A 23,890-nucleotide genomic window follows, 5' to 3' on the forward strand; every position below is an offset into this window, starting at 1 on the left:
GGCGGCCCACAGCACACCGCATGCTAAAAAAGCGACCAGGAGCAGCGCGCCCAGCGCTGCGTATGCGATCAGCCCGACTCCAGGCAAGGCAACTGCAGGCTGCGATGCGGCGTTTTGCTTCGCAGGTTCTGCTGCCGCGATGTCCGACGCCGCTTTCGGCGCAACGGCCTGTTGCACGACTGCGGACGCTGCAGGGCTCGATGCCGCATGCGACGGGGTGTGCCGGCGCGTCTTGGGCTTCGGCGTCGGCGCTGCGGTATGCGGCGCCGCGGCCACGACGGATTGAGGCGGCGCGGGGAGGGTCGGGGAGCGTGATGCGTCAGCCGCCATTGGCGGGCCCGGCTGCGTGGACGCCGCCGGGCCTGACATGGCCGGAGGGGTCGGCATGGCCTGAGCGGGGCCGGGCGGGGGCGCCCCGAAGAACGGAGGTGGCGGAGGCGGCGGTATTGGAACGACGATACCGACGCTCGTATGGGCCGATGCCGTGTAAGCAGCCAGTCCGGAGACCGCCAGGGTTGCAAGAAGGAAAAGCCTTTGCGGTCTCATCGCTGGTAATTCACCTCTGGGTCGCTCGCCGGGGAGCGAGTCACTTCATGACGCTTTGTCTACCGGCTTCGGTGGGCTGGCGAACAAAAACGATATAATAATCGTATATGATTTTATAATCAATTAAGTGTCGTCGGCTCGCATCGCGAGTGAGCACCCCGTGACCTCAAATGCGACTCCGTGATTGCGGCGCCATGGCGCTGCGTGCCAGTCAGCTATCGAAGCGAACCGGGTTATCCGAAGCCACGTGAGCTGGCGAACCCGCAGTCGACGAACTGGTCGCGCCGCCGTAGCTTTCAAACGCTTGCCGTTGAGCCGCCACGCGCGCTAGCGCGGCCTGGAAGTTCATCGAGAATTGCGTATCGGCGCTCGAGCGGTCGTAATAGCCCGTCCGTTGCAGTTGAACCTGTTCCGCACGCACTTGCTCAAGCGTTAGCGGACCGCTGCTGTAAGCGAACGCGACCGCGGGGATGCAGAGCACCGACGCGACAACGGGAGCGGGGATGAATGCCTTAGCCTTAGCCATGATGAAACCTCCATATCGAGCGTCGGATACAACGGACGCGGGGTTTGTGAACAACGGCCTGGCGGCGCGGAAGCCCGGGCGCCAGTTCATTGAGGGCCAGTTTATCCACTTACTATCTGCTCGCAAGCGCCTGGGCGGCAACGAACAGTTCCCGTTGCTGCAACGTCGTGGGCCAATCGTGTGAAACCGTCCTCACTTTTTGGATATGCCGGCGGAAAGGTGCAGAGCGATGCATACCTGCTTTCTTCTGTGCCGTTCGGCAATGGTGACGATCAATCTGTGAGAGCGTCAACGGATGCGTTGCGAGTAGGTCCAGATAACCTGGTCGTCCTGACGTCGTCGAGGTGGATGAACTCAACGCTGAGCCGACGAATCTGGGGCAGTCGCGTTAGTTGTGTGAAATTCGGGAATAAGGCAGACCGTCTATTGACGATACTGCAACTAATAGTTGTGAGGGTCGAATGGCTGCGTGGTGTGCGTATACTGCATCCCGCACCTGAGACAGCAGGTGCCCGGCTAACAGACGGGTTCACGCAAGTGCAACGGCCACAAGTTCCGCTTTTTGTTGCTGTCCCGAGTACCTCTTTCCGCGGGCAGGCCAAGGTGACGGAATCTTCGCGCTCGCCGGGTGCTTGTGTGACCGGTCTGTCAACGTTACCGTGCGCCTGCCTATCCGACAGTGGGATGCAGGCTGCGTCATTCACACAGGAGTATTTATGGCACAGCAACTCACGTCCCAGATCGGGCAATCGAAAACAGAAGTGGTCCACGAGATCGTGCAGCACGCGCTGCGCAGTGCTGCTACAGCTTCCACCTCTAACGGTGCCATCGACGCGCTCGGCGACGCACTGCTCCAGCTTGAGCGCCTGGTGACGCACAGGAGCGTTTGGACGCACAGAGCCCCTCCAGTGGCCCTGTACAAACGCGTCCAACCGAGTCGTAAAACAATGCCTGATTTAAAGTGGAGATCACACAATGAAGAAGTGGTTTGCCGCACTGCTGGTTTCGCTCGTGACCAGCTCGCATGCGTCTAGTGATTCGTCAATCGATGCAACCGTTGAGAGTGCCGCGGGAATGAATGAAAACGGCGGATTTGTGGTGCTACGGTCGACCGACGGAACGTGCCGCTATTACGGCGTACTTCAGGAGACGGCTCGAGCGCCCCGTAAGACCGTTGAACGAATGATGGCGCTGACAAGCGGGGGGAAGGTGTACGACTGGATGACGGTCATCAGCTATTCGGCATGTTTGCAGCGTGACGGAAATTACGTTAAGCAGCGTATTTCACTGGTTTCGCCCGGCGGGCAGCGGCTCCGCATCGGAGATGGCGTAGTCCTGCGGTCGTCCATCTAGCGAGGGGCGGCGCGGTGTTCATCCCGCCCACCTCCCGAGAGCGACGGAGACCGTTTCTTGTCATGATTGACTAATAGCGCAATTATGATGATAATATCATCAATCGTGGCGCCCGGCGTCGTACTGTTATCGCGCGTCCGGCGATGCCTGCGCCGGTGATCGTGCTGCCTGCGCCCAGTTTTACTGGAGCTGCCCGAATCTGCTGTCGGCGGCCGCTGCAATAAAGCAGAGGGCAAGCAGGAGCAGCGCTGCATCAACTACCGTAAAGGTTGACGGATGATTTTCCACTGCAAACGAAATGATTCGCCGGATCGGTGGCGAGAATGAAGCGACGCGCGCTCTTTGTCTTGACCTGCCTGTGCGTTTTCTCTATCGCGGCGATGGTCAGCGGTTGCTCGACGACGGTCACACCTACGCCTCGTGTCATAGCGATCGTCGTTCCAGTGATGCCCCTACCTCCAGTGGTGGCGCCTGCTGCTCCAGCATATCGGATTGCTCCTCCATGGTTGATTGAAGTCACCGGTCCATCCGATGGCCAATCCAATGACCGAGGCCGACACATACCCGGGATCTTTTCCCCGATGCAACACGAGTCGCTCGATCAGTTTTCCAAAAAGACGTGCTTATGACTGTCTACCATCGCCAATCTCTGTTCTGGGGTGCCATAGCGCTAGCGGCCGGCATCTTGCTGTGGAACCTACGTCCCGTTCTCACGCCGTTTCTGCTTGGCGCGCTCATCGCGTACGTTTTGCAGCCGGGGGTGGAGTGGCTGGTACGCCATCACATGCCGCGTGGACTGGCGGCGCTGGTGATGATCTCCTTCTTTGCGTCGGTCGTCGCGCTGCTAGCGCTGCTGGTGTTCGCCGTGATCCAGAAGGAAGGGCCTGAACTCACGAGACAGATTCCCTTCATGGTAGCGAAGCTCGATGCATGGCTGAGCCCTCGGCTGGCTTTCATGGGCCTTAGTTATTCGCTCGATTTGACCGGTATCCGTGACGCGCTGGCTGCGCATCTCAAAGCGAGCGAACAGGGGGCTGTTCTTGCTGCGTGGCAGTACCTGCGCACGAGCGGTGACATGATGATCAGCGTCGTGGGCAATACGGTGCTGGTGCCGCTTGTTCTCTTCTATCTTCTCTACGATAGGCACGAGGCGTTCGAGCGCATGGAGAGCTTCGTGCCACGGCGCTGGCTCGGCAAGACGCGGGAATTGGCGACGGAGATCGATCACATGATGTCGCAGTACCTGCGCGGGCAACTGCTCGTGATGGCAGTGCTAGCCGCGTTCTACCCGACTGCACTGATGATCGCGGGGTTCGAAATCGCGCTGCCTGTCGGTCTCCTCACGGCACTCGCCGTGTTCATCCCGTACATTGGCTTTGCGACCGGGCTCGCATTTGCGCTCCTCGCGGCGCTACTCCAGTTCGGTAACTGGTATGGGTTCGGTGCGGTGATCGTTGTGTACGGTATTGGCCAGATCGTCGAAAGCGTTGTTCTTACACCGAGACTCGTCGGCGAGCGCATCGGCCTGCATCCGCTCGCGGTAATTTTCGCGTTGCTGGCTTTTGGCCGACTGTTCGGGTTCTTCGGCGTGCTCCTTGCGCTGCCGATCAGCGCCATCTTCGCCTCGGCACTGCGGGAATTGCGCCGCCGTTATCTGGCGAGTGCGCTTTACAGAAACTGACTGTATCCCTGTGGTGCGGACAGATATTGGAACCTTTATGCCGCATACCCGTGAACCCGACATCACCAAACGCGCCACGTCGGCGGCGCTGACTTCGCCCGGCGCGGCAGAAGTCATCGCTGTCGCCGTGCGTCATACGTTTACGCGTGCAACGCGTGAGCCGTTGACGCTGCGTGCCGGCACGCTATGCGCGATGTCCGCCTGCTCCCTGCTAACGGACTAATGGCCCTTCTCAACCGGTCTTGACGTCGGAGCCTGCGGGCAGCGGACGTTGTGCGATTCTCTCGGCCTCCACGCGTTTGAGACCGAACGCCTGCAACACAATTGCCGCCGTGCGCTCGGCAAACCTTGCTTCGCTGGAACGAAGCACCTTTCGCGCGCGGACCGTCCGCTTCGATGAGGCAGCGAAGTGCAGTTCAGCAGCAATTCCCGCGAGGATGGTGCCGATAGCGGAGATGAGGCACATGAGCGGGTCTGCGACAACAAAGCGTCTCTCTGAAATCCCTCTCTCGCTATCTCGCAGCAGTCGCTGACCGAGACCCCTGCTCAGCGCGCGCGCTGAAAACCCTTCGCGTATCAGGAGTTGCCCCCACACCGGCTCCCGGTAGGCGCGCATCAGCGTATGACGCACGGAGACAGCGATCACTTCCGCCGGATCGGACAAGTCGCTGGCGAGGCCATCGAGCGTATTCGCGAATTCCTCGAACAGCCATTCGACGAGCGCGGCGAAGAGCCCTTCCTTCGATTCGAAGTGGTTGTAAAACGAGCCGAACCCGACGTCGGCTGCCTCCGTGATGTCGTTAATGGTTACGCCGTCCATGCCCTTTTCCGCCACTAGTGCAAACGCAGCATCGAGCAGACGGGCGCGCGTCTCCCGCTTGCGTCGGGCACCGCGCGTATGGCGTCGATTGATAGTTTCCCGGGGCGCGACAGGCGCCTTGAGGGCGCCTCGGCGACTCGCGCGCGGGTTCGGTGCGTCTGGCATGGCGGCTCCCCAATTATTGTACGGATCGATTCTAGATTCAAACGTCATGGTTGACAAGTTAATCAGTAATGGTTTTAATGTCACCTGTGCGGATGCGTAATGCAAGATGTCGCATGCCGCCGGCATGCAGCGAGGTGCCGGGAACCGACGGGCACCGGTGCATGCAAGCGGCTGACGGGTAAGGGAGTTGTGTCGCGCGCCATGACCGGACTGAAGCCCGCCCATTGTTAATCCGGCGATAAGCAGCATCGCCAACGTATCAAGAAAGCTTGTTTTTGTGCGTCCGCGCTGATGGCGAACCGTGCTTCACGGCACGCCGGGTTTCCACAGCATCGGGCAACTTTTTACCTGGTTCATCACCTGCCTTGTGAACATCGTGAAACACTCCGGTCTTAAGGCGCAGACGCCTGCGCATCCCTTCCAGTCGTCCGTCGCCCGGCCATCCCTTCGAGGACGGCTTCTCATCGCGGCTTGCGGTGCGATCCTGCTCTCGGCCTGCCACCAGCGCGAAGCGGCTCCGCCGGAACCCAAACCTGTTGTCGCTCTCGCGATCCATCCCGATGGGCGCGCAGCGAGTGCCTCGTTGCCGGCCCAGGTAGAGGCGCGGTACTCCACGCCCCTTTCGTTCAGGGTGGGCGGCAAGGTCATCGAGCGGATGGTTCGTCTCGGCGATACCGTCAAGGCGGGACAAACCGTTGCGCTGCTCGACCCTACCGATCTGCGCAATAACCTCGTCAATGCGCGCGCGCAACTCGACGCCGCCGAACATCGTCTCGTGTACGCCAGGCAGCAGCTCGATCGCGATCACGCTCAGGCGCAGGCAAACCTGATTGCACCCGCGCAGATGGAGCAGACCCAGGACGCGTACGCCACGGCACTCGCGCAGCGCGATTCGGCGCTTGCCCAAATGGCGCTCGCCACCGATCACCTGCGCTACGCCACGCTCGCGGCAGATCACGACGGCGTCATCACGTCGGAGGACGCCGACACCGGCCAGAACGTTCAGGCAGCTCAAGCCGTCTATCACCTCGACTGGACGGGGGACGTGGATATCGTCTGTGACGCGCCCGAGCGGACGCTTGGCACATTGACCGTCGGCGGTAAGGCGAGCGTGAGCTTGTCCGCGCTGCCCGGAAAGACCTTCGAGGCGCGTGTGCGCGAGGTATCGCCCGCCGCCGACCCGCAAAGCCGCACCTGGCGCGTGAAGCTGACGCTGGCCGCGCCGAGCCCGGAAGTTCGCCTCGGCATGACGGCCAATGTTGCGTTCGACGCCGTCGGCGACGCGACCGCGGCGCGTCCGTTCGCGCTGCCGGTGACGGCGCTCTTTCACAAAGGCGAGGACCCTGCCGTGTGGGTAGTGCGCGCCGGCAGCGACACGCTCGAGCTGCGCCCTGTCAGCATCGCGCGCTACGACGAGCGCACGGTTTCCGTCACTGGCGGCCTGCACGACGGCGACCGCATCGTCATGCAAGGCGTGCACGCAGTGACCGCGAACCAGCATGTGCAAGTGGTGGCTCCGTTGCATCCCGAGGATTTTTCGTCATGAACGCCCGAGATCGTGAAACCGCGCGCGACAGCGCACCCGTCACCCCGTCCGGCGCCGAGGCACATGGCGAAGACGGCTTCAATCTGTCCGCATGGGCGTTGCGCCATCAGCAGCTCGTGATTTTCCTGATCGGGCTTGCAACCCTGTTCGGCGTGATCGGTTATACGCAGCTCGCTCAGTCTGAGGACCCGCCGTTCACGTTCCGTACCATGGTGGTCAAGACTTACTGGCCGGGCGCGACCGCCCGCGAGGTACAGGAACAGATCACGGACCGGATCGGCCGTCAGTTGCAGGCGGCGCCGTATGTCGATAACGTCAAGAGCTACTCGCGGCCCGGCGAGTCGATGATCTTCTTCGCCATGAAGGACTCGGCCCCGGTCAAGGAGGTCCCGGAGACCTGGTACCAGGTGCGCAAGAAAGTGGGCGACATCGCGGCGACGCTGCCCAAGGGGACGGTTGGACCGTTCTTCAACGACGAGTTCGGCGACGTCTACACGAACATCTATGCGCTTGAAGGCGACGGCTTTACACCTGCGCAACTGCACGACTACGCGGATCAGTTGCGCACGGTCCTGCTGCGCGTGCCCGGTGTCGCCAAGGTCGACTACTTTGGCGACCCGGACCAGCACATCTTCGTCGAGATATCGAATGCGGCGCTGACGCGGCTTTCCATCACGCCGCAGCAGCTCGCCCAGGCCATCGACGCACAGAATACCGTGGCGCCGGTCGGCACCATTACGACGGCGGACGATCGTGTGTTCGTGCGACCGAGCGGCGCGTTCAAGGACGTGCAGGCGCTCGCCGACACGCTCATCACCGTGAACAAACGTTCGTTCCGGCTCGGTGACATCGCGAAGATCACGCGCGGCTATGACGATCCGCCCGTCACCCAGATGCGCGTCGGGGGGCAGGCAGTGCTCGGCATCGGCCTGACGATGCAAAAGGGCGGCGACGTGGTCAGCCTCGGCAAGGCGCTCGACGCGAAAGCCGCCGAACTGCAGGCGACGCTGCCGGCCGGGCTCAAGCTGGCTCCCGTGTCGAGCATGCCTCACGCGGTGAAGCACTCGGTGGACGAGTTCGTCAGGTCGGTCGGCGAAGCGGTAGCGATCGTGCTCGTCGTCAGCCTCGTTTCGCTCGGTCTGCGCACCGGCATGATCGTCGTGATCACGATTCCGATCGTGCTCGCCATGACGGCGCTGTGCATGCATGTGTTCAATATCGGCCTGGACAAGGTCTCGCTCGGCACGCTCGTGCTCGCGCTGGGCTTGCTCGTCGACGACGCGATCATTGCGGTCGAAATGATGGCCGTGAAGCTCGAGCAGGGCTGGAGCCGCATGCGCGCGGCGGCGTTCGCGTATTCAAGCACGGCATTTCCGATGTTAACCGGCACCCTCGTGACGGTATCGGGTTTCCTGCCGATCGCGCTCGCGAAGTCGAGCACAGGCGAATATACGCGCTCGATCTTCGAAGTGTCGGCTATTTCGCTGATCGTTTCGTGGTTCGCTGCTGTCGTGCTGGTCCCGTTGCTGGGCTACCACATGCTGCCCGAGCGCAAGGGCCAGGAAGGTGGCGGACATCACCACGAGCACGATGTTTACAACACCGGTTTCTACCAGCGTCTTTCGGGTTGGGTCACGTGGTGTATCGAGCGTCGCTGGGCCGTGCTCGGCGTCACCGCCGTGCTCTTCGCGTTCGCGATGGCGGCCTTCACGCGCGTGCCGCAACAATTCTTCCCGAACTCGGAACGGCCTGAGCTGCTCGTGGACCTGCGACTGCCGGAAGGCGCCTCGTTCCAGGCGACGCTGCGTGAAGCGAAGCGCCTGGAAAAGGCGCTCGACGGCAAGCCCGAGATCGAGCACTTTGTCGACTTTGTGGGCACTGGCGCACCGCGCTTTTATCTGCCGCTCGATCAGCAGCTTCAGCAGCCTAACTTCGCGCAGTTCGTGATCACGGCCAAAAGCGTCGAAAACCGTGACGAGTTGATGCACTGGCTCGATGCCAAACTCGGGAAAGAGTTCTCCGGCGTGCGCACGCGTGTGGCGCGGCTCGAGAATGGTCCGCCCGTGGGTTTCCCGATCAAGTTCCGGGTGAGCGGCAGCGATATAGCGACCGTGCGCTCGATTGCCGAAAAGGTCGCCGACAAGGTCCGTGCCGATTCCCGCACGCGCGACGTCCAGTTCGACTGGGACGAGCCGGCGGAACGGTCGATCTCGTTCGAGATCGATCAGAACAGGGCGCGCCAGCTTGGCGTCTCGTCGCAGGACGTATCGAACTTCCTGGCCATGACGCTCTCCGGATACACGGTTACACAGTTCCGTGAGCGCGACAAGCTGATCAACGTCGATCTGCGTGCGCCGAAGAGCGAGCGTGTCGATCCGGCGAAGCTCACGAGCCTCGCGATTCCAACGCCGAACGGCCCGGTACCGCTCGGCTCTCTCGGACACGTTCGGAACACGCTCGAATACGGCGTGATCTGGCAGCGCGACCGGCAGCCGACGATCACGGTGCAGGCCGACCTTCGGGGCGACGCGCAGGGCATCGACGTCACCCGCGATATCGAGCACGCGCTTGCCGGGGAACAAGCCCGGTTGCCGGTCGGCTATCGTATCGCGGTGGGTGGCGCGGTCGAAGAAAGCGTGAAAGGCCAGACCTCGATCAACGCCGAGATGCCGCTGATGATCATCGCCGTGTTGACGCTGCTGATGATCCAGCTGAAGAGCTTCTCGCGGACTTTTATCGTCGTGCTGACAGCGCCGCTCGGGCTGATCGGCGTCGTCGCCGCGCTGCTCCTGTTCGGCAAGCCGTTTGGTTTCGTCGCGTTGCTCGGCGTGATTGCCATGTTCGGCATCATCATGCGTAACTCCGTGATTCTGGTCGACCAGATCGACCAGGATATCGCGGCGGGGCACGCGCGCTTCGACGCGATCATCGGTGCAACGGTGAGGCGCTTCAGGCCGATCATGCTGACGGCCGCCGCCGCCGTGCTCGCGCTGATTCCGCTCTTGCGCTCGGCGTTCTTCGGGCCCATGGCAACCGCGCTGATGGGGGGTATCACAATCGCCACGGTCCTGACCATTTTCTTCCTGCCGGCGCTCTATGCGACGTGCTTCAGGGTCCGGCGCGACGAGCGCGGGATGCAACAGGTCGTCGTCGAGCGTACGGAGATTTGATCATGAACCTTGCCTATAAGACATCCGTTCTCGCCGTGGCTACGGCACTCGCACTGACGGCCTGCTCGTTCGGCCCCGGCGGCGAACCGCCGGCGATGCCTTCGCCCGAGCATTACGGCGCACAGGCGCAACCCTCGAAGACTGTTGCCGCGGGCGGTGTCGCGCAGCAGTTCGATATCGGCGCCACGTCGGTGCCGCAATGGTGGCGGCTTTACCGGTCCGACGCGCTCGATGCGCTCGTCGACGAAGGCTTGCGCAACAGCCCGACGCTTGCAGGTGCGCAGCGAACCCTTGCGGCCGCGCAAGAGGAACTGCGCGCGCAGGTCGGCGCCTCCACGCTGCCTTCAATCGACGGTGCCGCCCAGGTCGAACGCGCGCGTTCGCCGGTCGCGCCGGGGATCGGCCCTCAGGAGGTGCAATACAACTTTTTCGCCGGACAGCTTCAGGCGCACTACACGTTCGACCTCTTCGGCCAGACGCGTTACACGAACTCGGCGAGCGCCGCTCGCGTGAACGTGCAGGCGTATGAACTGGAAGCGGCCCGGCGCGCGCTCGCCGCCAACATCGTCGGCACGGCGATCAATGTGGCGGCGCTCGACCGGCAGATCGCGCTCACCGAACGGCTCGTCGCCGTGGCCAATGAGGCTGCCGGCGAGGACCAGCAGCGGTACGCGCTCGGCTCAGTGTCGCGCGCGCAGGCGTTCGCGTCGACGCAGGACGCTGCTTCCGTAGCGGCGACGCTGCCGGGTTTGCGTCAGCAGCGCGCCTGCGCGATCCACGCGCTAGCGGTGTTGATGGGCCGCACGCCGGATAACGCCCCGGGCGTTCCCGCACTCGACAGCCTGTCGTTGCCCGATCATGTGCCGGTCGCCGTGCCGTCGGATCTTTTGCGTTCGCGTCCGGACATTCAGGCGGCCGACGCCGCCGTGAAGGCCGCCGCTGCCGACGTTGGGGCCGCGACCGCGCAGATGTTTCCGAGCCTGTCGCTGACGGGCTCGATGGGCCGCGGCGGCTTCAGCTGGCCCGCGGTGCTCTCGGGCGCGGGCGGGCTCTGGGCGATCGGTGCGAGCCTGTCGCAGCCGATCTTCCATGGCGGCGCGTTGTTCGCGCAGCGCAGAGCCTCGATCGATGCCTACGATGCGGCGGTTCTGCACTACAAGTCGACGGTGCTGTCGGCGTTCCAGGATGTCGCGAATTCGCTGGCCGGACTGGATAACGACGCGCAGACGCTGGCATCTACCGAAACAGCGGCACAGGCGGCGCAAGCGGCATTCGACGATACGGCGTCGCGCCGCCGCATGGGCTCCCTGCCTTCAACGGCAGAGCATGCCAGCGAGCAGCGGTTTCTCAGTGCACAGATCAACGCCGTCCGCGCAGCAAGCCAGCGCATGAGCGATACCGCCGCGCTGTTCCAGGCGATGGGCGAACTGCCTGCCGGTCAGCCGCAAGCAACGCTAAAGGAATGATCGTGCGTCGATGAGTGCCGGTTGAGCGGCCCGGTGAATCGGGTCGCTCTCCCTGACCGGCTGTGCGAAAAGTCAGACGGTGTTAGTTCGGTATCCGAAAAACCGAGCCGTCATTTCATCTACGTCGAATGACACCGGAACTTCATCTTCGTCGGTTCCCCGTATGGAATATCAGAAACTGATTGCCTGCCACGAATGCGACTTGCTGTTTCGCAAGCCGCCGGGTGTGACAGGACAGGTTGCGTGTTGTTCGCGCTGTGGCGCGAGCCTGAAAGGAATACACGGCGCCGGCCTGCCGCTCGACTGGATTTGCGCGGTGGCCGTTGCAGCGTTGATTACCTTTTTTATAGCGCAGGCTTTCCCCGTCATAGCACTCAAGGCTAACGGAATGGCGTCCGAGGCCACGCTGTTCGGCGCCGTGCGGTCGTTGTGGACAGATCATATGCGCCTCGTCGCAATGATGGTGTTCTGCTCGGCCATCCTGTTCCCGCTGATTGAACTGCTCGCCTTTCTCTATGTGCTGGTTCCGCTTCGCATCGGCAAGCTTCCGCCTCACTTCAACAGGATGCTTCGCGTCGTGCAACTGGTTCGGCCATGGGGCATGGTCGAGGTGTTCATGCTGGGCGTGCTCATCACGATCGTAAAAATGGTGAGCATCGCCCAGGTGATTCCCGGCACAGGACTCTTCGCCTTTGGTGCGCTGACCTTGATGCTCGGCATTGTCGCCGCGTTCGACCCGGGCAGGCTCTGGGAAATTCGCGACGAAATGAAGCTTCGCGGACCGGCCGGCGTTCGTTGGGCGAGGGTAAGTCATAGGCGCGCCGGTCTGGGCCGGGCGTCCGATGCGTGGAAAAACCGCTCAGTGGTTCACACCACGGCAAAACATGCCGGCCTTATTGCCTGTCATACCTGTGGCCTTATCCAGACGCATATCGGGCGTCAGCCACACCCACGCTGCTCGCGATGCGAATCCGTGCTGCACGAGCGGCGTCCGGATAGCTTGACGCGCACCTTGAGTCTGCTTCTTGCCGCCGCGCTTCTCTACGTTCCGGCGAATCTCTTGCCGATCATGCACGCCTCGTCACTGGGCCGCTCCGAGGACGACACGATTCTTGGTGGTGTCGCGTACTTCTGGACATCGGGAGACTGGCCGCTGGCTGTCGTCGTCTTCGTTGCCAGTGTCGTGGTGCCGATGCTCAAGCTCGCCATTCTCACGCTGCAGACCGTGGCCGCTTGCCGGGAGTCTGCCTGGCAGCCGCTTGAACGCGCAAGGCTGCACCGGCTCGTCGAACGCATTGGCCGCTGGTCGATGCTCGATGTCTTCGTTGTAGCACTGACGGTCGCGCTGGTGCACTTTGGCTCGTTTGCCGTCATCACAGCGGGTCCGGGCGCGCTCGCTTTCGGAGCGGTGGTGATCCTGACCATGCTCGCGTCGCATCAGTTTGATCCGCGGCTGATCTGGGACAACGTTAAGTCCCGGACGGCGAGTCCTTCACGACACGAATGAAAGCAGCTTCGCGGCTCCAACGCCTCCAATAAACTGAAACCTGTGGAATAGTCCCCGAACGATGCATTTTCTCAATCCCCCCGGCCCTGAAATCAAGCCGCGAAAACGTTGGCTTCCCTCCCTGATCTGGTTAGTCCCGCTGATCTCCGCGCTGATTGGCATAGCGCTGGTGGTCAAATCCGTTACCGAAAAAGGACCGACGGTGACCGTCATATTCGATAACGCAGAGGGCATGGAGGCGGGCAAGACGAAGGTCAAATACAAGGATGTCGAAATCGGCTCGATACAGGCCATTACGCTGTCAAAGGATCTCCGGCATGTCATCGTGAACGTCCAGCTCGCCAGGGACGCCGAAAAATTCGCCACCCGCGGCGCGCGCTTCTGGGTCGTTCGCCCGCGGGTGGGCGCTAACGGCATCTCGGGCCTCGGTACGTTGCTCTCCGGCGCGTATATCGGCGTTGACATCGGGCGATCGACAGAAAGGCAAACCGCGTTTGTCGGCCTCGAAAATCCGCCCATCGTCACTTCCGGCCAGCCGGGGCATCAGTACACGTTGCGAGGGGAGTCATTGGGCTCGATCGATATCGGCGCCCCCATTTTCTACCATCGCATCCAGGTGGGGCAGGTGGTTGGCTTCTCTCTCGATCCGCACGGCGCCGGTGTAATCGTCAATGTTTTCGTCAAGGCCCCGTTCGACCAGTACGTCGGGACCAATGCGCGGTGGTGGCATGCGAGCGGCGTCGATCTTCGTCTCGACTCGAATGGACTGAAGCTCAATACGCAATCTCTGGCGACGGTGCTCGTCGGAGGCCTGGCGTTCCAGTCGCCACCAGGCCAGGACGCCGGACAACCGGCCGCTGACAAGGCCGTGTTTCGACTCGCACCGGACGAGCCGGATGCGATGCGCGAGCCCGACGGCATGCCGCTCAATGTGGTGATGAGGTTCAACCAGTCGCTGCGTGGACTGTCCGTCGGCGCACCTGTCGACCTTCGCGGGATCGCGCTGGGGCAAGTGACGGATATCGGTATCGAGTACAACGAAAAGGAAAAGAGTTTCAGCATGAAGGTGTCCATGGCGCTTTATCCCGATCGACTCAGCCGGCGCTCCAGCGAGGCGCTGCCCGCTCCGGACACGCCGGGCGGGCACGAGATGCTGCAACACCTCGTCATGGAAGGGCTGCGCGGCCAGTTGCGAACCGGAAACCTCTTGACCGGGCAGCTTTATGTGGCGCTTGACATGTTCCCGAAAGCGCCTCGGGCAACCTTCGATGTCCACAAAAACCCGATCGTACTGCCGACCGTGCCCAACACGCTCGATGAACTGCAGGTGCAGATCGCGGACATTGCCAGGAAACTGAATCAGGTGCCGTTCGACAAAATCGGAGCCAACCTGAATGGCGCACTGGAAAACGCCAACAAGCTGTTCGGGCACCTGGACACGGAGGTCGTTCCGCAGGCTCGCGACACGCTGGCAGCGGCGCAACGAACCTTCGGCACTGCTGAAGCGACGCTCCAGCAGGCCGCACCCATGCAGTCGGATGTGCAGGATGCAATGCAGGAACTGACGCGCACCCTGCAATCCCTCAACGCGCTCGCGGACTATCTTGAACGTCATCCGCAGGCGCTGCTGTTCGGCAAGAAAGGAGACATGCCGTGAAACTGATTCAATCCCGCTCGTGGCGCGCGATGGTGCGGATGGTGTCGGGCATCGCTCTGGCTGTGCTGACAGCGTGTGCTTCCCCGCCGGCGCGCTTCTATACACTTGGCACAGACAGCGATTCGACAATTGGAAACCGTACGGCGAGCCCCGCCTTTCTGATTGACATGCGCCCGGTCAAGGTGCCCGTTGCGGTGGCGAGGAGCCAGCTCGTGGTACAGCTGAATGCGGCCCAGGTGAAGGTATTGGAGGACGACCGATGGGCGTCGCCGCTTCCCGATGAAATCCGCAATGCGCTGCTGGCTGCCCTGACACGGCAGGCAAGCGCGCTTGACGTACACGAGGTCGCACCGCCCGTGTATCAGGTTTCCGTCGACGTACAGCGTTTCGAATCGTGGCCGGGCTCACGCGCGCTGATTGATGCCGTATGGAGCGTGCGCAGGTCGGATGACCGGGAAACGTTGACCTGCCACAGCATAGTCAGTCAGCCCGTGTCGGCGGGCTACAACGCGGTCGTCGATGGCCATCGACAAGCAATAAGAAGAATCGCGGCGCAAATTGCCGAGGGCGTCCGGGAATTTTCAGCGGCGTCGACAGTACGCCCGATTCGGCTCGCCGGCACGCCCGGCACAACGAGGAAGGCGACGTTGTCGTGCCCGTCGCTGGCGGGTGGATCTGATACCGGAATGAATGTGCCGGTTCTCGGCCCGGCGCGATGAACCATTCACCGGGTCGTCTGTTGGGTATGCGCGGTTTGCGATCCAGGCTCAATCCGCTTCGATGGCCTCCTCGACGACGGGCAGCGGACGCGCTGCAATCTTCTCCGCCTCCGCGCGCTTGAGCCCGAGTGTCTGCAGCAGCATGGCTGCAGTACGCTCGGGGAAATGCTCTCCGCTAAAGCCCAGCTCCTTGAGTGCCCCTGCCGCCGGTGCGCCCGGAACGACGAAGTTCAGCTCGGCAGCAATGGCAGAGAGGACCGTGCCGCCCACCGAAAGAAAACCGATGAACGGGTCGGCGACCACGAAGCGCTTCGCGGCAATACCGGTGCCGATATCGCGTAACAGCCGCTGGCCCAGTCCGCGGCTCATCGCGCGCGCCGAAAACCCTTCACGTATCAGGAAACGTCCCCACACGGGGTCGCGCCGCGCACGCATCACGGTATGGCGCACCGAGACGGCGATCACCTCGGCCGGGTCGGAAAGGCCAACGGCAAGGCGATCCAGCGTGTCCGCGAAATCCTCGAACACGTCATCGACAAGCGTCGCGTAAATCGCCTCCTTCGATTCGAAATGGTTGTAGAACGAGCCAAAGCCCACGTCGGCGGCCTCGGTGATTTCGTTGATCGCTACACCCTCCATACCCTTTTCCGCCATCAGCCTGAGCGCAGCGTCGAGCAGGCGGGCGCGCGTTTCGCGCTTGCGGCGCGCACCGCGCGGCTCGCGTTCTTCAGGAACGGCAACCGGGGAGACTGGGGCCGCATGGGTAGGACGCTTTGCGGTCCGGCGATTTGGAGTGTTCGGCATGATCGGTCCAGATTTGGTCATACCCGAGTATAGATTCAAATGTCTATATTGACAAAATGCTCAGCGATGACTTTAATGTCATTAACGGCGGACGAGCTGCCGGTCTAACAAAACAACAGATGGAGTGACTGTGGAGACAGCAGGAAACAATGGTGCCGTGCGTCACAGCCGGCATGGCGAGGAGCGTGCGCCGATCGAGGCATTGCCGCCGGCGGTGGATGTTTTATTGGTGGGTTGCGGACCGGTGGGTGCAACGATTGCCAATCTGCTTGCAAGGCATGGCGTCAAGGTCATGGTGGTAGACAAGTCGCGTGAAATATTCATGGCGCCGCGTGCGATCGCGCTCGATAACGAGGCGCTGCGCATCCTTCAGCTTGCCGGGATTGCCGAGCGCGATTTCGAGACGGTCGCCATACCGTACGTCCGCATGATGTCGCCTATGCTGGGCCTGTTCGGCAGGGTGAATTCGCTGGGCAGCCTGGATGGCCATCCGAAGCTTGTCACCTTCTACCAGCCGGATCTCGAGCGGTGCCTGCGCGATCGACTGAAGACATATGACTGCGCGCATATCGCGCTGGGAGTCGAACTCCAGGGCTTCACGGAGGAGGACGATCACGTACGCGTAACGCTGAACCTTGGGCACGGGTGTACTCATGTGGTTCAGGCTCGCTACCTGGTCGGTGCGGACGGTGCGAATTCGCTGGTGAGGCAGCTCATTGGGCAGGAATTCAAAGGCAAGACGTTCGCCGAAGACTGGCTGATCGTCGATGCCCGCCACGTACCTCGTCCGATCGATCACATCGAGTTCATCTGCGATCACCGTCGACCGATCCCGCATATGGTGGCGCCTGGCAGCCGCGAACGCTGGGAATTCATGCTGCAGCCCGGCGAGCGCCGCGAGGACATGGAATCCGAGTCGCGCATCCGGGAGTTGCTCTCTCCATGGGGCAACGTCGAAGACATGATCATCGAGCGCAAGGCCGTGTATCGCTTCCATGCGCGCACCGTCGACGCATTCAGCAAGGGGCGCGTGTTTCTCGCTGGCGACGCGGCCCACATCACGCCGCCATTCGTCGGGCAGGGGCTGGTAGCAGGTCTTCGGGACGCCGCCAATCTTTGCTGGAAATTGGCATGGGTGGTGCACGGACATGCCGACCCAAGGATTCTCGACACCTATGACGAGGAGCGGCGCCCGCATGCGAAGGCGATGATCAACCTCGCAAAATTCATGGGCCGGCTCGTCATGCCGCGAAGTGGCGCCGTTGCGCTGTTCACTCATGGGTTGATGCGCCTGACGAGACTGGTGCCTCGCCTGCGTGCGCAATTCGAGGAACTGCAGATCAAGCCGAAGAACGCATTTCGCAGCGGGCTGTTCGTCAAGGGCCGCTCGTCGACCAGGCTGGTTCGCGGTGCTGTCGTCGCGCAAGGCTGGGTGAGGGGTTCCGATAGCGCCATGCGTCTCTCCGACGACGTGTTCGGGCAGGGCCTCACGCTGATCGGGTTTGGCGTGGATGCGGCGGCTGTGCTCGAGCACGCGACGGCCGCAGCGTTTGCGCGTGCCGGAGGGCGCGTCGTGCAGATTGCCCATCGGGGGCAACGGCTGCATCTTGCCCCGCGCGACAGCTGGGAAGACCTCGAAGGCGTATTTCTTCCGGGGCTGGTGCCCGTCGGGTGGGTTGCGGTAGTCCGGCCCGACAAGACGATCGTCCACGACGGTGCGGCTACCGACGTGAACCGTATCGTGCGCGAGAGTCTTGCCTTGCTGGGTAATCCCGTGAGCGCGCCGGCAGTGGAAGCCGAGACCGCTATTCGAACCGCCTGATTTTCTTCTCGCCATGAAACTGACTACTGCACAGCCGACCCGCCACCTTGATCCGACGACGAAAGCGTCTGCGTTGGCCTATCTGATATTCGACCGGCCAGATCTCGAGAAAGCCGAGCAATTTCTTAATGACTTCGGGCTCCGAACCGTATCGCGCAGCGAAGCGCTTCTCCTACTGCGGGGAACGGCTGCTTCGCATTTCTGCTACGTCGTCCGAAAGGCGCCGAAACCCCGGTTCGTCGGTTTTGGGCTGCGGGTCGACAGAAGGGCCGATCTCGATGCGCTTGCGAAGGTGCCTGGCGCCTCTGAGGCCGAACGGTCGCACTTGCCCGGCGGCGGCTATATCGTACGGTTGACCGACCCTTCCGGCTTTCGCGTCGATGCAATATGGGGCCAGGCGCCGGCTTCGGCGCTATCCCATCGGCCGCCATTGCCGTTCAACTCCGTGGATGCGGCCGTCCGCATTAACGGGACGCAGCGGCCGCCCGAGTGCGCGCCCGAAGTTATCCGGCTCGGACATGTCGTGCTCGAACTCGCCGACTATCAGGAAACCTGCGCATGGTATACGCGGCATTTCGGCTTCATCCCAAGCGATGTGCAGGTGCTTCCCGATGGCTCGCCCATCGTCGCGTTCATGCGGCTCGACCTCGGCGACAAACCGGCCGATCACCATACGCTGGCGCTTGCACAAGGATTCGCGCCCACCTACAGCCATAGCGCGTACGAAGTCGTCGACGCCGACGCGGTCGGTATGGGCCAGCGCGTCCTGCGCGACAAGGGTTGGACGCACGCGTGGGGAATCGGCCGGCATATCCTGGGCAGCCAGATCTTCGACTACTGGCAGGACCCGTTGGGCGACAAGCACGAGCACTATTGCGACGGCGATCTCTTTACGGTCGATACGCCGGTGGGCGTTCACGCGGTGAGTCGCGAAGCAATGGCGCAATGGGGACCGACGATGCCGCGCAGTTTCACGAAGCCCAGATTCACACCTGCAAGCATCGTCGCGCTGCTCAGGAATCTGCGCCGCAGCCCCGACCTGACGCTGAGCAAGCTGCGCACGCTGGCAAAGCTTTTCGCTTGAACCAAACCCTTCCATAGAATCCGGAGATCTATCAATGGCACTTCACGTTCTGCATTACAGACATCACGGCCGCGCCCAGTGGGGCGTGGTCGCTAATGGCGCTATCACGCCGATTCCCGGCGAGTTCGAGTCGACCGCCGGGTTTATCGAGGCCAATCCGGTTGAGCGGTTGTCCCAGCTGAGCGGTCCTACGCTATCCGAATCGGAGGTGCAATGGCTGTCGCCCGTGACCGCCAATCAGCAGTTCATCTGCCAGGGGGCGAATTACCGCCAGCATATGATCGAGTCCGGCATGGACCCGGATGTGAAGAAATTCAACATGATCTTCACGAAGGCAACGAGCTGCATCGTTCCGGCCGACTCGCCCGTGGTGAAGCCAAACGAGGTGCAGTTCCTCGACTACGAGATCGAACTCGGTCTTGTCCTCAAACGCGACGTCACGTCCCGCGAAACGGTCACCGATGAGAACCTGCATGACTACATCGCCGGTGCCGTAATCGTCAACGATTATTCCGCGCGTGACATCCAGATTCCGCAGATGCAGTTCTACAAGGGCAAGAGCTATCGTACGTTCGGCCCCGTCGGTCCTTACCTTTGCCTCCTTGAGAAACATGATATTTCGAAGTTAAAGGAGCTCGTGCTGACGCTGACGGTAAACGGAACCGTCCGCCAGAACGACTCCACTTCGGGTCTCGTCTACGGTCCGGCAGAGACCTTGACGGAGCTTTCCCGCGTACACGACCTGCGCACCGGGGATCTGCTCGCGACGGGCACGCCCGCCGGCTGTGCACTGAGTATTCCGTCACCCGAAAAGCAGCGCGCCGCGGCGCAACTGCCTGAAGCGGAAAAATGGCGTCTTTTCTTGAAGCTGCAAGAGGAAAGGCCGCAGTACCTGCGGGTGGGCGACGTCGTGGAGGCGCATATCGTCAGCTACGACCGCTCCATCAATCTCGGCGTGCAACGTAACGTCGTCGTGGACGAGGTCGCATGAAAGGCATCGCAACCATAGACGACGTCCTTGCCATCGAAGCGCAAGGGCAGCCAGCGGATCTCCCGTCGAGCACCTACGAGATGATCTGCCGGGGAGCGGCCATCAATCCGTCGGCACCCGCACTTTCGTTCTTTGCAACCGCCGACGACCACCGGGACGCTGAGTGCTGGACGTATAGCGAACTCGTGCGTGATATCACGCGAACCGCGAACATGTTTGCACGCCTGGGCTTACAGCGCGACTCGGTTGTCGCATACGTTCTGCCCAACCTCCCTGAAACGCACTTCGTGATCTGGGGCGGGGAAGCCGCCGGGATTGTCTGCGCGATCAATCCGCTGCTTGAGAGCGAAGCCCTCGGCGAACTGCTCAACGCTTCAGGCGCGAGCGTGCTCGTCACCCTGGCGCCATTCCCCGGCACCGACGTTTGGCAGAAGGTGCAAGCGGTGCTGCACAAGCTCCCTTGCCTGCAGGATCTGGTGCTCGTGAATCCGGCCGACCGCATGCCAGGCGAGCAGCGATTTGCGGCCCGGATGCTTCAACGTGCCGAGTGTTCGAAATTGCATGGGCCCGGCGGCGTTCACAGTGCCGTTCCTTCGCATATCGGCATCCACGATTTCAACACGGCAATCGCGCGGGAGTCCGGGGTAGCGCTCAGCAGCGCGCGTCGAGCGTGCACCGATGATGTATCGTCCTTCTTCAGCACGGGCGGCACCACGGGGCTGCCGAAGATCGCGATTCGCCGGCACGGCAACGAGGTGGCCAATGCGTGCAACGCGGGTCAATTCTTAGGCGAAAGCATTGGTCCGGGGAAAACGATTTTTTGCGGATTGCCGCTTTTCCACGTCAACGCCGTGCTGGTGACAGGTCTGCTGGCGTTCTCGCGTGGTGCCCACATTGTGCTCGGCACACCGCAAGGTTATCGGGGCGAGGGCGTTGTAAAGCGCTTCTGGCAAATTGTCGAGCATTACCGCATCAACTTCTTCAGCGGTGTCCCGACACTCTACGGATCGCTGCTGGACGTTGCGGTCGGCGAGCACGATATCAGCTCGCTCGAGTATGGCCTGTGCGGCGCCGCCCCCATGCCGGTGGAATTACTTCGCACTTTCCAGGACCGTACAGGAATAAGAATCCTTGAAGGCTACGGCCTCACGGAAGGTACCTGCGTTAGCAGCGTGAACCCTCCGCTTGGCGAGCGCAGGGTCGGTTCAATTGGTCTTCGTCTCCCCGGTCAGGCAATGAAAGCCGTGGTGGTCGATGAAGCCGGCCGGTATGTACGGGATTGCGCTGCGGATGAGGTCGGCCAGCTGGTTATCTCCGGCCCGAACGTGTTCGTTGGCTATACCCGGCCGGAGCAGAACAGTGGCATCTGGATGGAACCTGGTGACGGCGGGCGCTGGCTCAATACCGGCGATCTCGGACGCTGCGACGCCGACGGTTACTTCTGGCTTACCGGCCGGAAGAAGGAGTTGATTATCCGCGGCGGACATAACATCGACCCTGCGGCAATCGAAGAACCACTGCATCGCCATCCCGCGGTCCAGATCGCCGCTGCTGTAGGGCGCCCCGATATGCATGCGGGTGAGTTGCCGGTCGCCTATGTGCAGTTAAAGCCAGGCAAAACCGCAACCGAAGCGGAATTGGCCGAGTTTCTGCGTCACGAGATCAACGAACGCGCCGCGTTTCCAAAGGGGATACGGATCGTGGATGCGATGCCGCTGACGGGCGTCGGCAAGATCTTCAAGCCGGAACTGAAACGGCGCGAAACGGCAGACGCGCTAAGGTGGGCACTCGTGGAGGCGCGCGTCGAGGGTGCAGCCGTCAGCATCACTGAAGATAACGCCCGCGGAGTTTCCATTCACGTCGAACTTCCCGACCCGGCGCTCGTAGCATTGGCGACTTCCGCGCTCGGGCGTTTTCCGTTCGCATTTTCTATCTCCACCGCCGCGACGCCATCACGGGCAGAGCAACCGACGGAGACAGCCCGGCAGCGATAGAGGCGCGCGGCAGGCCAACGTAACACGAGCCACGGCATCAAAGGGGCGTGTTCGGTCATGCGCCCGGATTAAAGGTTAATCACCCGTACGCGCCCCGATGCCGCATTTCAAATGCCTGACGGTGTTTTAAATTTAGTAGACCTGATCTGATGGAGGCATGCGGCATCCATAGCCATACGAAAGGCGGAAAACAATAAATTGAGCAGTTCCAACGGCAACGCCACTGATTCATAAAATTTCCAGACAAAGAGACAGGAAGAGACACATGAGAAATTACACGCGAATGATTAACTCTGTCGGTATGGCGGCTTGTATCGGCTCGATTGCGCTTACCGACAATGCCAATGCGCAGTCGGCTGGAAGCATGACGTTTTCGACAGGATGGCTGCACATTGCGCCACAGGGCCACGCAACGCCGTTAACCGTGGCAAGCGTTGACGGCATGGCGGTGAATCAGCAGCTACCTGGTAGTGGCGCGCAAGCCGGCTCAACGGATACGGTGGGAATTACCACCGAGTACTACGTCACGGACAACATTGGTGTCGCCACGCTTCTGGGACTGCCACTAACGGTAAATCTGATTGGCGAAGGGACACTGCAAAAATATGGCAACCTCGGCTCGACAAGGCCGATGCCGCCCGCCATCGAACTTCGATACCACCTGTTTTCAGCCGAATCGAAATTCCGTCCGTTCCTGGCACTCGGCGTGAACTATACGTGGTTCACCCAGGTTCGGGCGACCAATAAACAGTTCATTACCGATAGCTTTGGGCCAGGCGGCTCGGCACGTGCGACACTCAGTTCATCGTGGAATCCTGTCTTCGAGCTCGGCGCAAATTACGCGATTACAAAACACTGGTCTGTCGGAACCTCCGTCAACTACATGCCGGTGAAGACCAACCTTACGTTATACGGACAGACCGCGACTGGAACGCAGATCGTTTCCAAATCGACGCTTCGGCTCAATCCACTTAGCGTCTTCCTGAACGTCGCCTATACGTTCTAGCGCGCTGCCGAGCTCCAACGGCAACTGCGCAGCCTGCTCGGCCACCGTTTTCGGAATGCAGGGCGGTGTCATGGACGCAGCCACGACGTCAAGCCGTTCGTGGTGTCACTCACTCCTTGGAGCAGTTGGCATGACACCGTCGAACTCGCGCAGCGGTCCCTCCGTTTCGGTGGCACTCGCCTTCCGCCCGCTGTGCGGGCTTTGTTCGACTCACGCGGTACCGCGGATGCCGTTCTGACCAGCACGTTATGCCATGAAGCGGGAACGCCTGACACACGCACAGCGCAGAGAGCAGACGCGAGAGCGTCTGCTTGGGGCTGCGCGGAAGATGTTCGTCAAAAAGGGATTGGCCGCTACAAGCGTGGAGGACATCGCCGAGGCGGCCGGCTACACGCGCGGCGCGTTCTACTCGAACTTCGACGGTAAGCCGGAACTGCTGCTTGAGTTGCTGCGCCGGGACCACGATAGCGCACAGGCCAGTCTGCGGGCGATCGTGGAAGAGGGCGGCGCGCGCGAGCAGATGACGGCGCGCGCCATCGCATACTACAAGCGGTATTTTCACTGCTTTCCGCTTTGGGTCGAGGCCATGCTACTCGCGTGCAGAGACACCGCGTTTCAGGAGCGCTTTAACGCCTTCCGGCATGAAAAGATCGAGCGGGTCAGCACGTACATCCGCACGTTTTCAGTGCGCGACGGCAGTCCATTGCCTCTGCAGGCGGACGCCCTCGCACTCGGCCTGGTGGGCCTGTGCGATGGTGTGCTGCTCTTCAGAATGTGTGATCCGCAGAGGGTGAGCGACGAACCGACAGACCAAACACTGATCGTTTCATGGCGCGATGCGCGCTCCGGACACTACGGTTACCAGACGTGGCGCGCGGTCGTCGCAAAGGTGTCAGGCATCTGTGTGCTGACCGGTCGGCTAATTAAAGTCGGAGACGCCGTCTATAAGCCGCGCTTTATAGGGCAAGCACCGGCTAATGCTGGCGCGATGTTCTGCGCGAAAAGCGTTGACGCATCAAATCAATCAATCTGA

At 61.7% G+C, this 23,890-nt stretch carries 19 protein-coding genes; 15 read left to right on the forward strand and 4 right to left on the reverse strand.

Translation table 11 applies throughout. The features are described from left to right. Positions 1-757: 757 nt before the first annotated feature. Positions 758-1,072 carry a DUF4148 domain-containing protein gene (locus SB772_RS12290; protein WP_410833522.1) on the reverse strand — a complete coding sequence of 105 codons (315 nt, stop codon included), beginning with the start codon at positions 1,070-1,072 and terminating at the stop codon, positions 758-760. 975 nt (positions 1,073-2,047) lie between these two features. Between SB772_RS12290 and SB772_RS12295 the strand changes: the two genes are divergently transcribed. Continuing rightward, positions 2,048-2,425, forward strand: coding sequence for a hypothetical protein (locus SB772_RS12295; RefSeq protein ID WP_410833523.1), 378 nt, complete (start codon positions 2,048-2,050; stop codon positions 2,423-2,425). 253 nt (positions 2,426-2,678) lie between these two features. Here SB772_RS12295 and SB772_RS12300 read toward each other — a convergent pair whose 3' ends face one another. Next, positions 2,679-2,834 (reverse strand): hypothetical protein, encoded by a 156-nt coding sequence (locus SB772_RS12300; RefSeq protein ID WP_410833524.1) that lies wholly within the window; start codon positions 2,832-2,834, stop codon positions 2,679-2,681. Between the two features lie 216 nt (positions 2,835-3,050). Here SB772_RS12300 and SB772_RS12305 point away from each other — a divergent pair, with 216 nt between their 5' ends. Beyond that, entirely contained in the window at positions 3,051-4,106 is a 1,056-nt protein-coding gene (locus tag SB772_RS12305; protein ID WP_410833525.1) for an AI-2E family transporter, read from the forward strand. 37 nt (positions 4,107-4,143) lie between these two features. Beyond that, a complete protein-coding gene (locus SB772_RS12310; protein ID WP_410833526.1) occupies positions 4,144-4,329 on the forward strand; it encodes a hypothetical protein in 186 nt (61 codons plus the stop codon). Positions 4,330-4,338: 9 nt separating this feature from the next. On the opposite strand, the gene SB772_RS12315 is transcribed toward SB772_RS12310, so the two are convergent. Further along, a complete protein-coding gene (locus SB772_RS12315) occupies positions 4,339-5,091 on the reverse strand; it encodes a TetR/AcrR family transcriptional regulator (RefSeq protein WP_410833708.1) in 753 nt (250 codons plus the stop codon). A 463-nt stretch (positions 5,092-5,554) separates the two neighbouring features. Here SB772_RS12315 and SB772_RS12320 point away from each other — a divergent pair, with 463 nt between their 5' ends. The 6 genes from SB772_RS12320 (at position 5,555) to SB772_RS12345 (ending at position 15,156) form a co-directional block, all read left to right on the forward strand. Further along, the gene (locus SB772_RS12320) at positions 5,555-6,637 is read left to right on the forward strand and encodes an efflux RND transporter periplasmic adaptor subunit (RefSeq protein ID WP_410833709.1); all 1,083 of its coding nucleotides are present in this window, start codon (positions 5,555-5,557) and stop codon (positions 6,635-6,637) included. Beyond that, positions 6,634-9,807 (forward strand): efflux RND transporter permease subunit, encoded by a 3,174-nt coding sequence (locus SB772_RS12325; protein WP_410833527.1) that lies wholly within the window; start codon positions 6,634-6,636, stop codon positions 9,805-9,807. The genes SB772_RS12320 and SB772_RS12325 overlap by 4 nt, the downstream gene beginning before the upstream one ends. A 2-nt stretch (positions 9,808-9,809) precedes the next feature. Next, a complete protein-coding gene (locus tag SB772_RS12330) occupies positions 9,810-11,273 on the forward strand; it encodes an efflux transporter outer membrane subunit (protein ID WP_410833528.1) in 1,464 nt (487 codons plus the stop codon). Between the two features lie 163 nt (positions 11,274-11,436). After that, positions 11,437-12,780 carry a paraquat-inducible protein A gene (locus SB772_RS12335; protein ID WP_410833529.1) on the forward strand — a complete coding sequence of 448 codons (1,344 nt, stop codon included), beginning with the start codon at positions 11,437-11,439 and terminating at the stop codon, positions 12,778-12,780. Positions 12,781-12,841: 61 nt separating this feature from the next. Further along, positions 12,842-14,437, forward strand: a complete 1,596-nt coding sequence (locus tag SB772_RS12340) for an intermembrane transport protein PqiB (RefSeq protein WP_410833530.1) — start codon at positions 12,842-12,844, stop codon at positions 14,435-14,437. Beyond that, positions 14,434-15,156: a membrane integrity-associated transporter subunit PqiC gene (locus SB772_RS12345; protein WP_410833531.1), complete on the forward strand. Its 723-nt coding sequence runs from the start codon at positions 14,434-14,436 to the stop codon at positions 15,154-15,156. Before SB772_RS12340 ends, SB772_RS12345 begins: the two co-directional genes overlap by 4 nt. A gap of 48 nt (positions 15,157-15,204) precedes the next feature. Here SB772_RS12345 and SB772_RS12350 read toward each other — a convergent pair whose 3' ends face one another. Then, entirely contained in the window at positions 15,205-15,960 is a 756-nt protein-coding gene (locus SB772_RS12350) for a TetR/AcrR family transcriptional regulator (RefSeq protein WP_410833532.1), read from the reverse strand. A 157-nt stretch (positions 15,961-16,117) separates the two neighbouring features. Here SB772_RS12350 and SB772_RS12355 point away from each other — a divergent pair, with 157 nt between their 5' ends. The 6 genes from SB772_RS12355 to SB772_RS12380 all read left to right on the forward strand — a co-directional run bounded on the left by SB772_RS12355 (position 16,118) and on the right by SB772_RS12380 (position 23,890). After that, positions 16,118-17,782, forward strand: coding sequence for a bifunctional 3-(3-hydroxy-phenyl)propionate/3-hydroxycinnamic acid hydroxylase (locus SB772_RS12355; RefSeq protein ID WP_410833710.1), 1,665 nt, complete (start codon positions 16,118-16,120; stop codon positions 17,780-17,782). A 13-nt stretch (positions 17,783-17,795) separates the two neighbouring features. Beyond that, positions 17,796-18,866, forward strand: coding sequence for a VOC family protein (locus SB772_RS12360; protein ID WP_410833533.1), 1,071 nt, complete (start codon positions 17,796-17,798; stop codon positions 18,864-18,866). Between the two features lie 34 nt (positions 18,867-18,900). After that, positions 18,901-19,857 carry a fumarylacetoacetate hydrolase family protein gene (locus tag SB772_RS12365; protein ID WP_410833534.1) on the forward strand — a complete coding sequence of 319 codons (957 nt, stop codon included), beginning with the start codon at positions 18,901-18,903 and terminating at the stop codon, positions 19,855-19,857. Beyond that, a complete protein-coding gene (locus SB772_RS12370) occupies positions 19,854-21,851 on the forward strand; it encodes an acyl-CoA synthetase (protein WP_410833535.1) in 1,998 nt (665 codons plus the stop codon). Before SB772_RS12365 ends, SB772_RS12370 begins: the two co-directional genes overlap by 4 nt. Before the next feature lie 265 nt (positions 21,852-22,116). Further along, the gene (locus tag SB772_RS12375; RefSeq protein WP_410833536.1) at positions 22,117-22,857 is read left to right on the forward strand and encodes an OmpW/AlkL family protein; all 741 of its coding nucleotides are present in this window, start codon (positions 22,117-22,119) and stop codon (positions 22,855-22,857) included. 253 nt (positions 22,858-23,110) lie between these two features. Continuing rightward, positions 23,111-23,890 (forward strand): TetR family transcriptional regulator, encoded by a 780-nt coding sequence (locus SB772_RS12380; protein WP_410833537.1) that lies wholly within the window; start codon positions 23,111-23,113, stop codon positions 23,888-23,890.

Origin of the sequence: Paraburkholderia sp. SIMBA_030, from assembly GCF_046535245.1 — a bacterium.
In the GTDB taxonomy this organism is placed as follows: Bacteria; Pseudomonadota; Gammaproteobacteria; order Burkholderiales; family Burkholderiaceae; genus Paraburkholderia.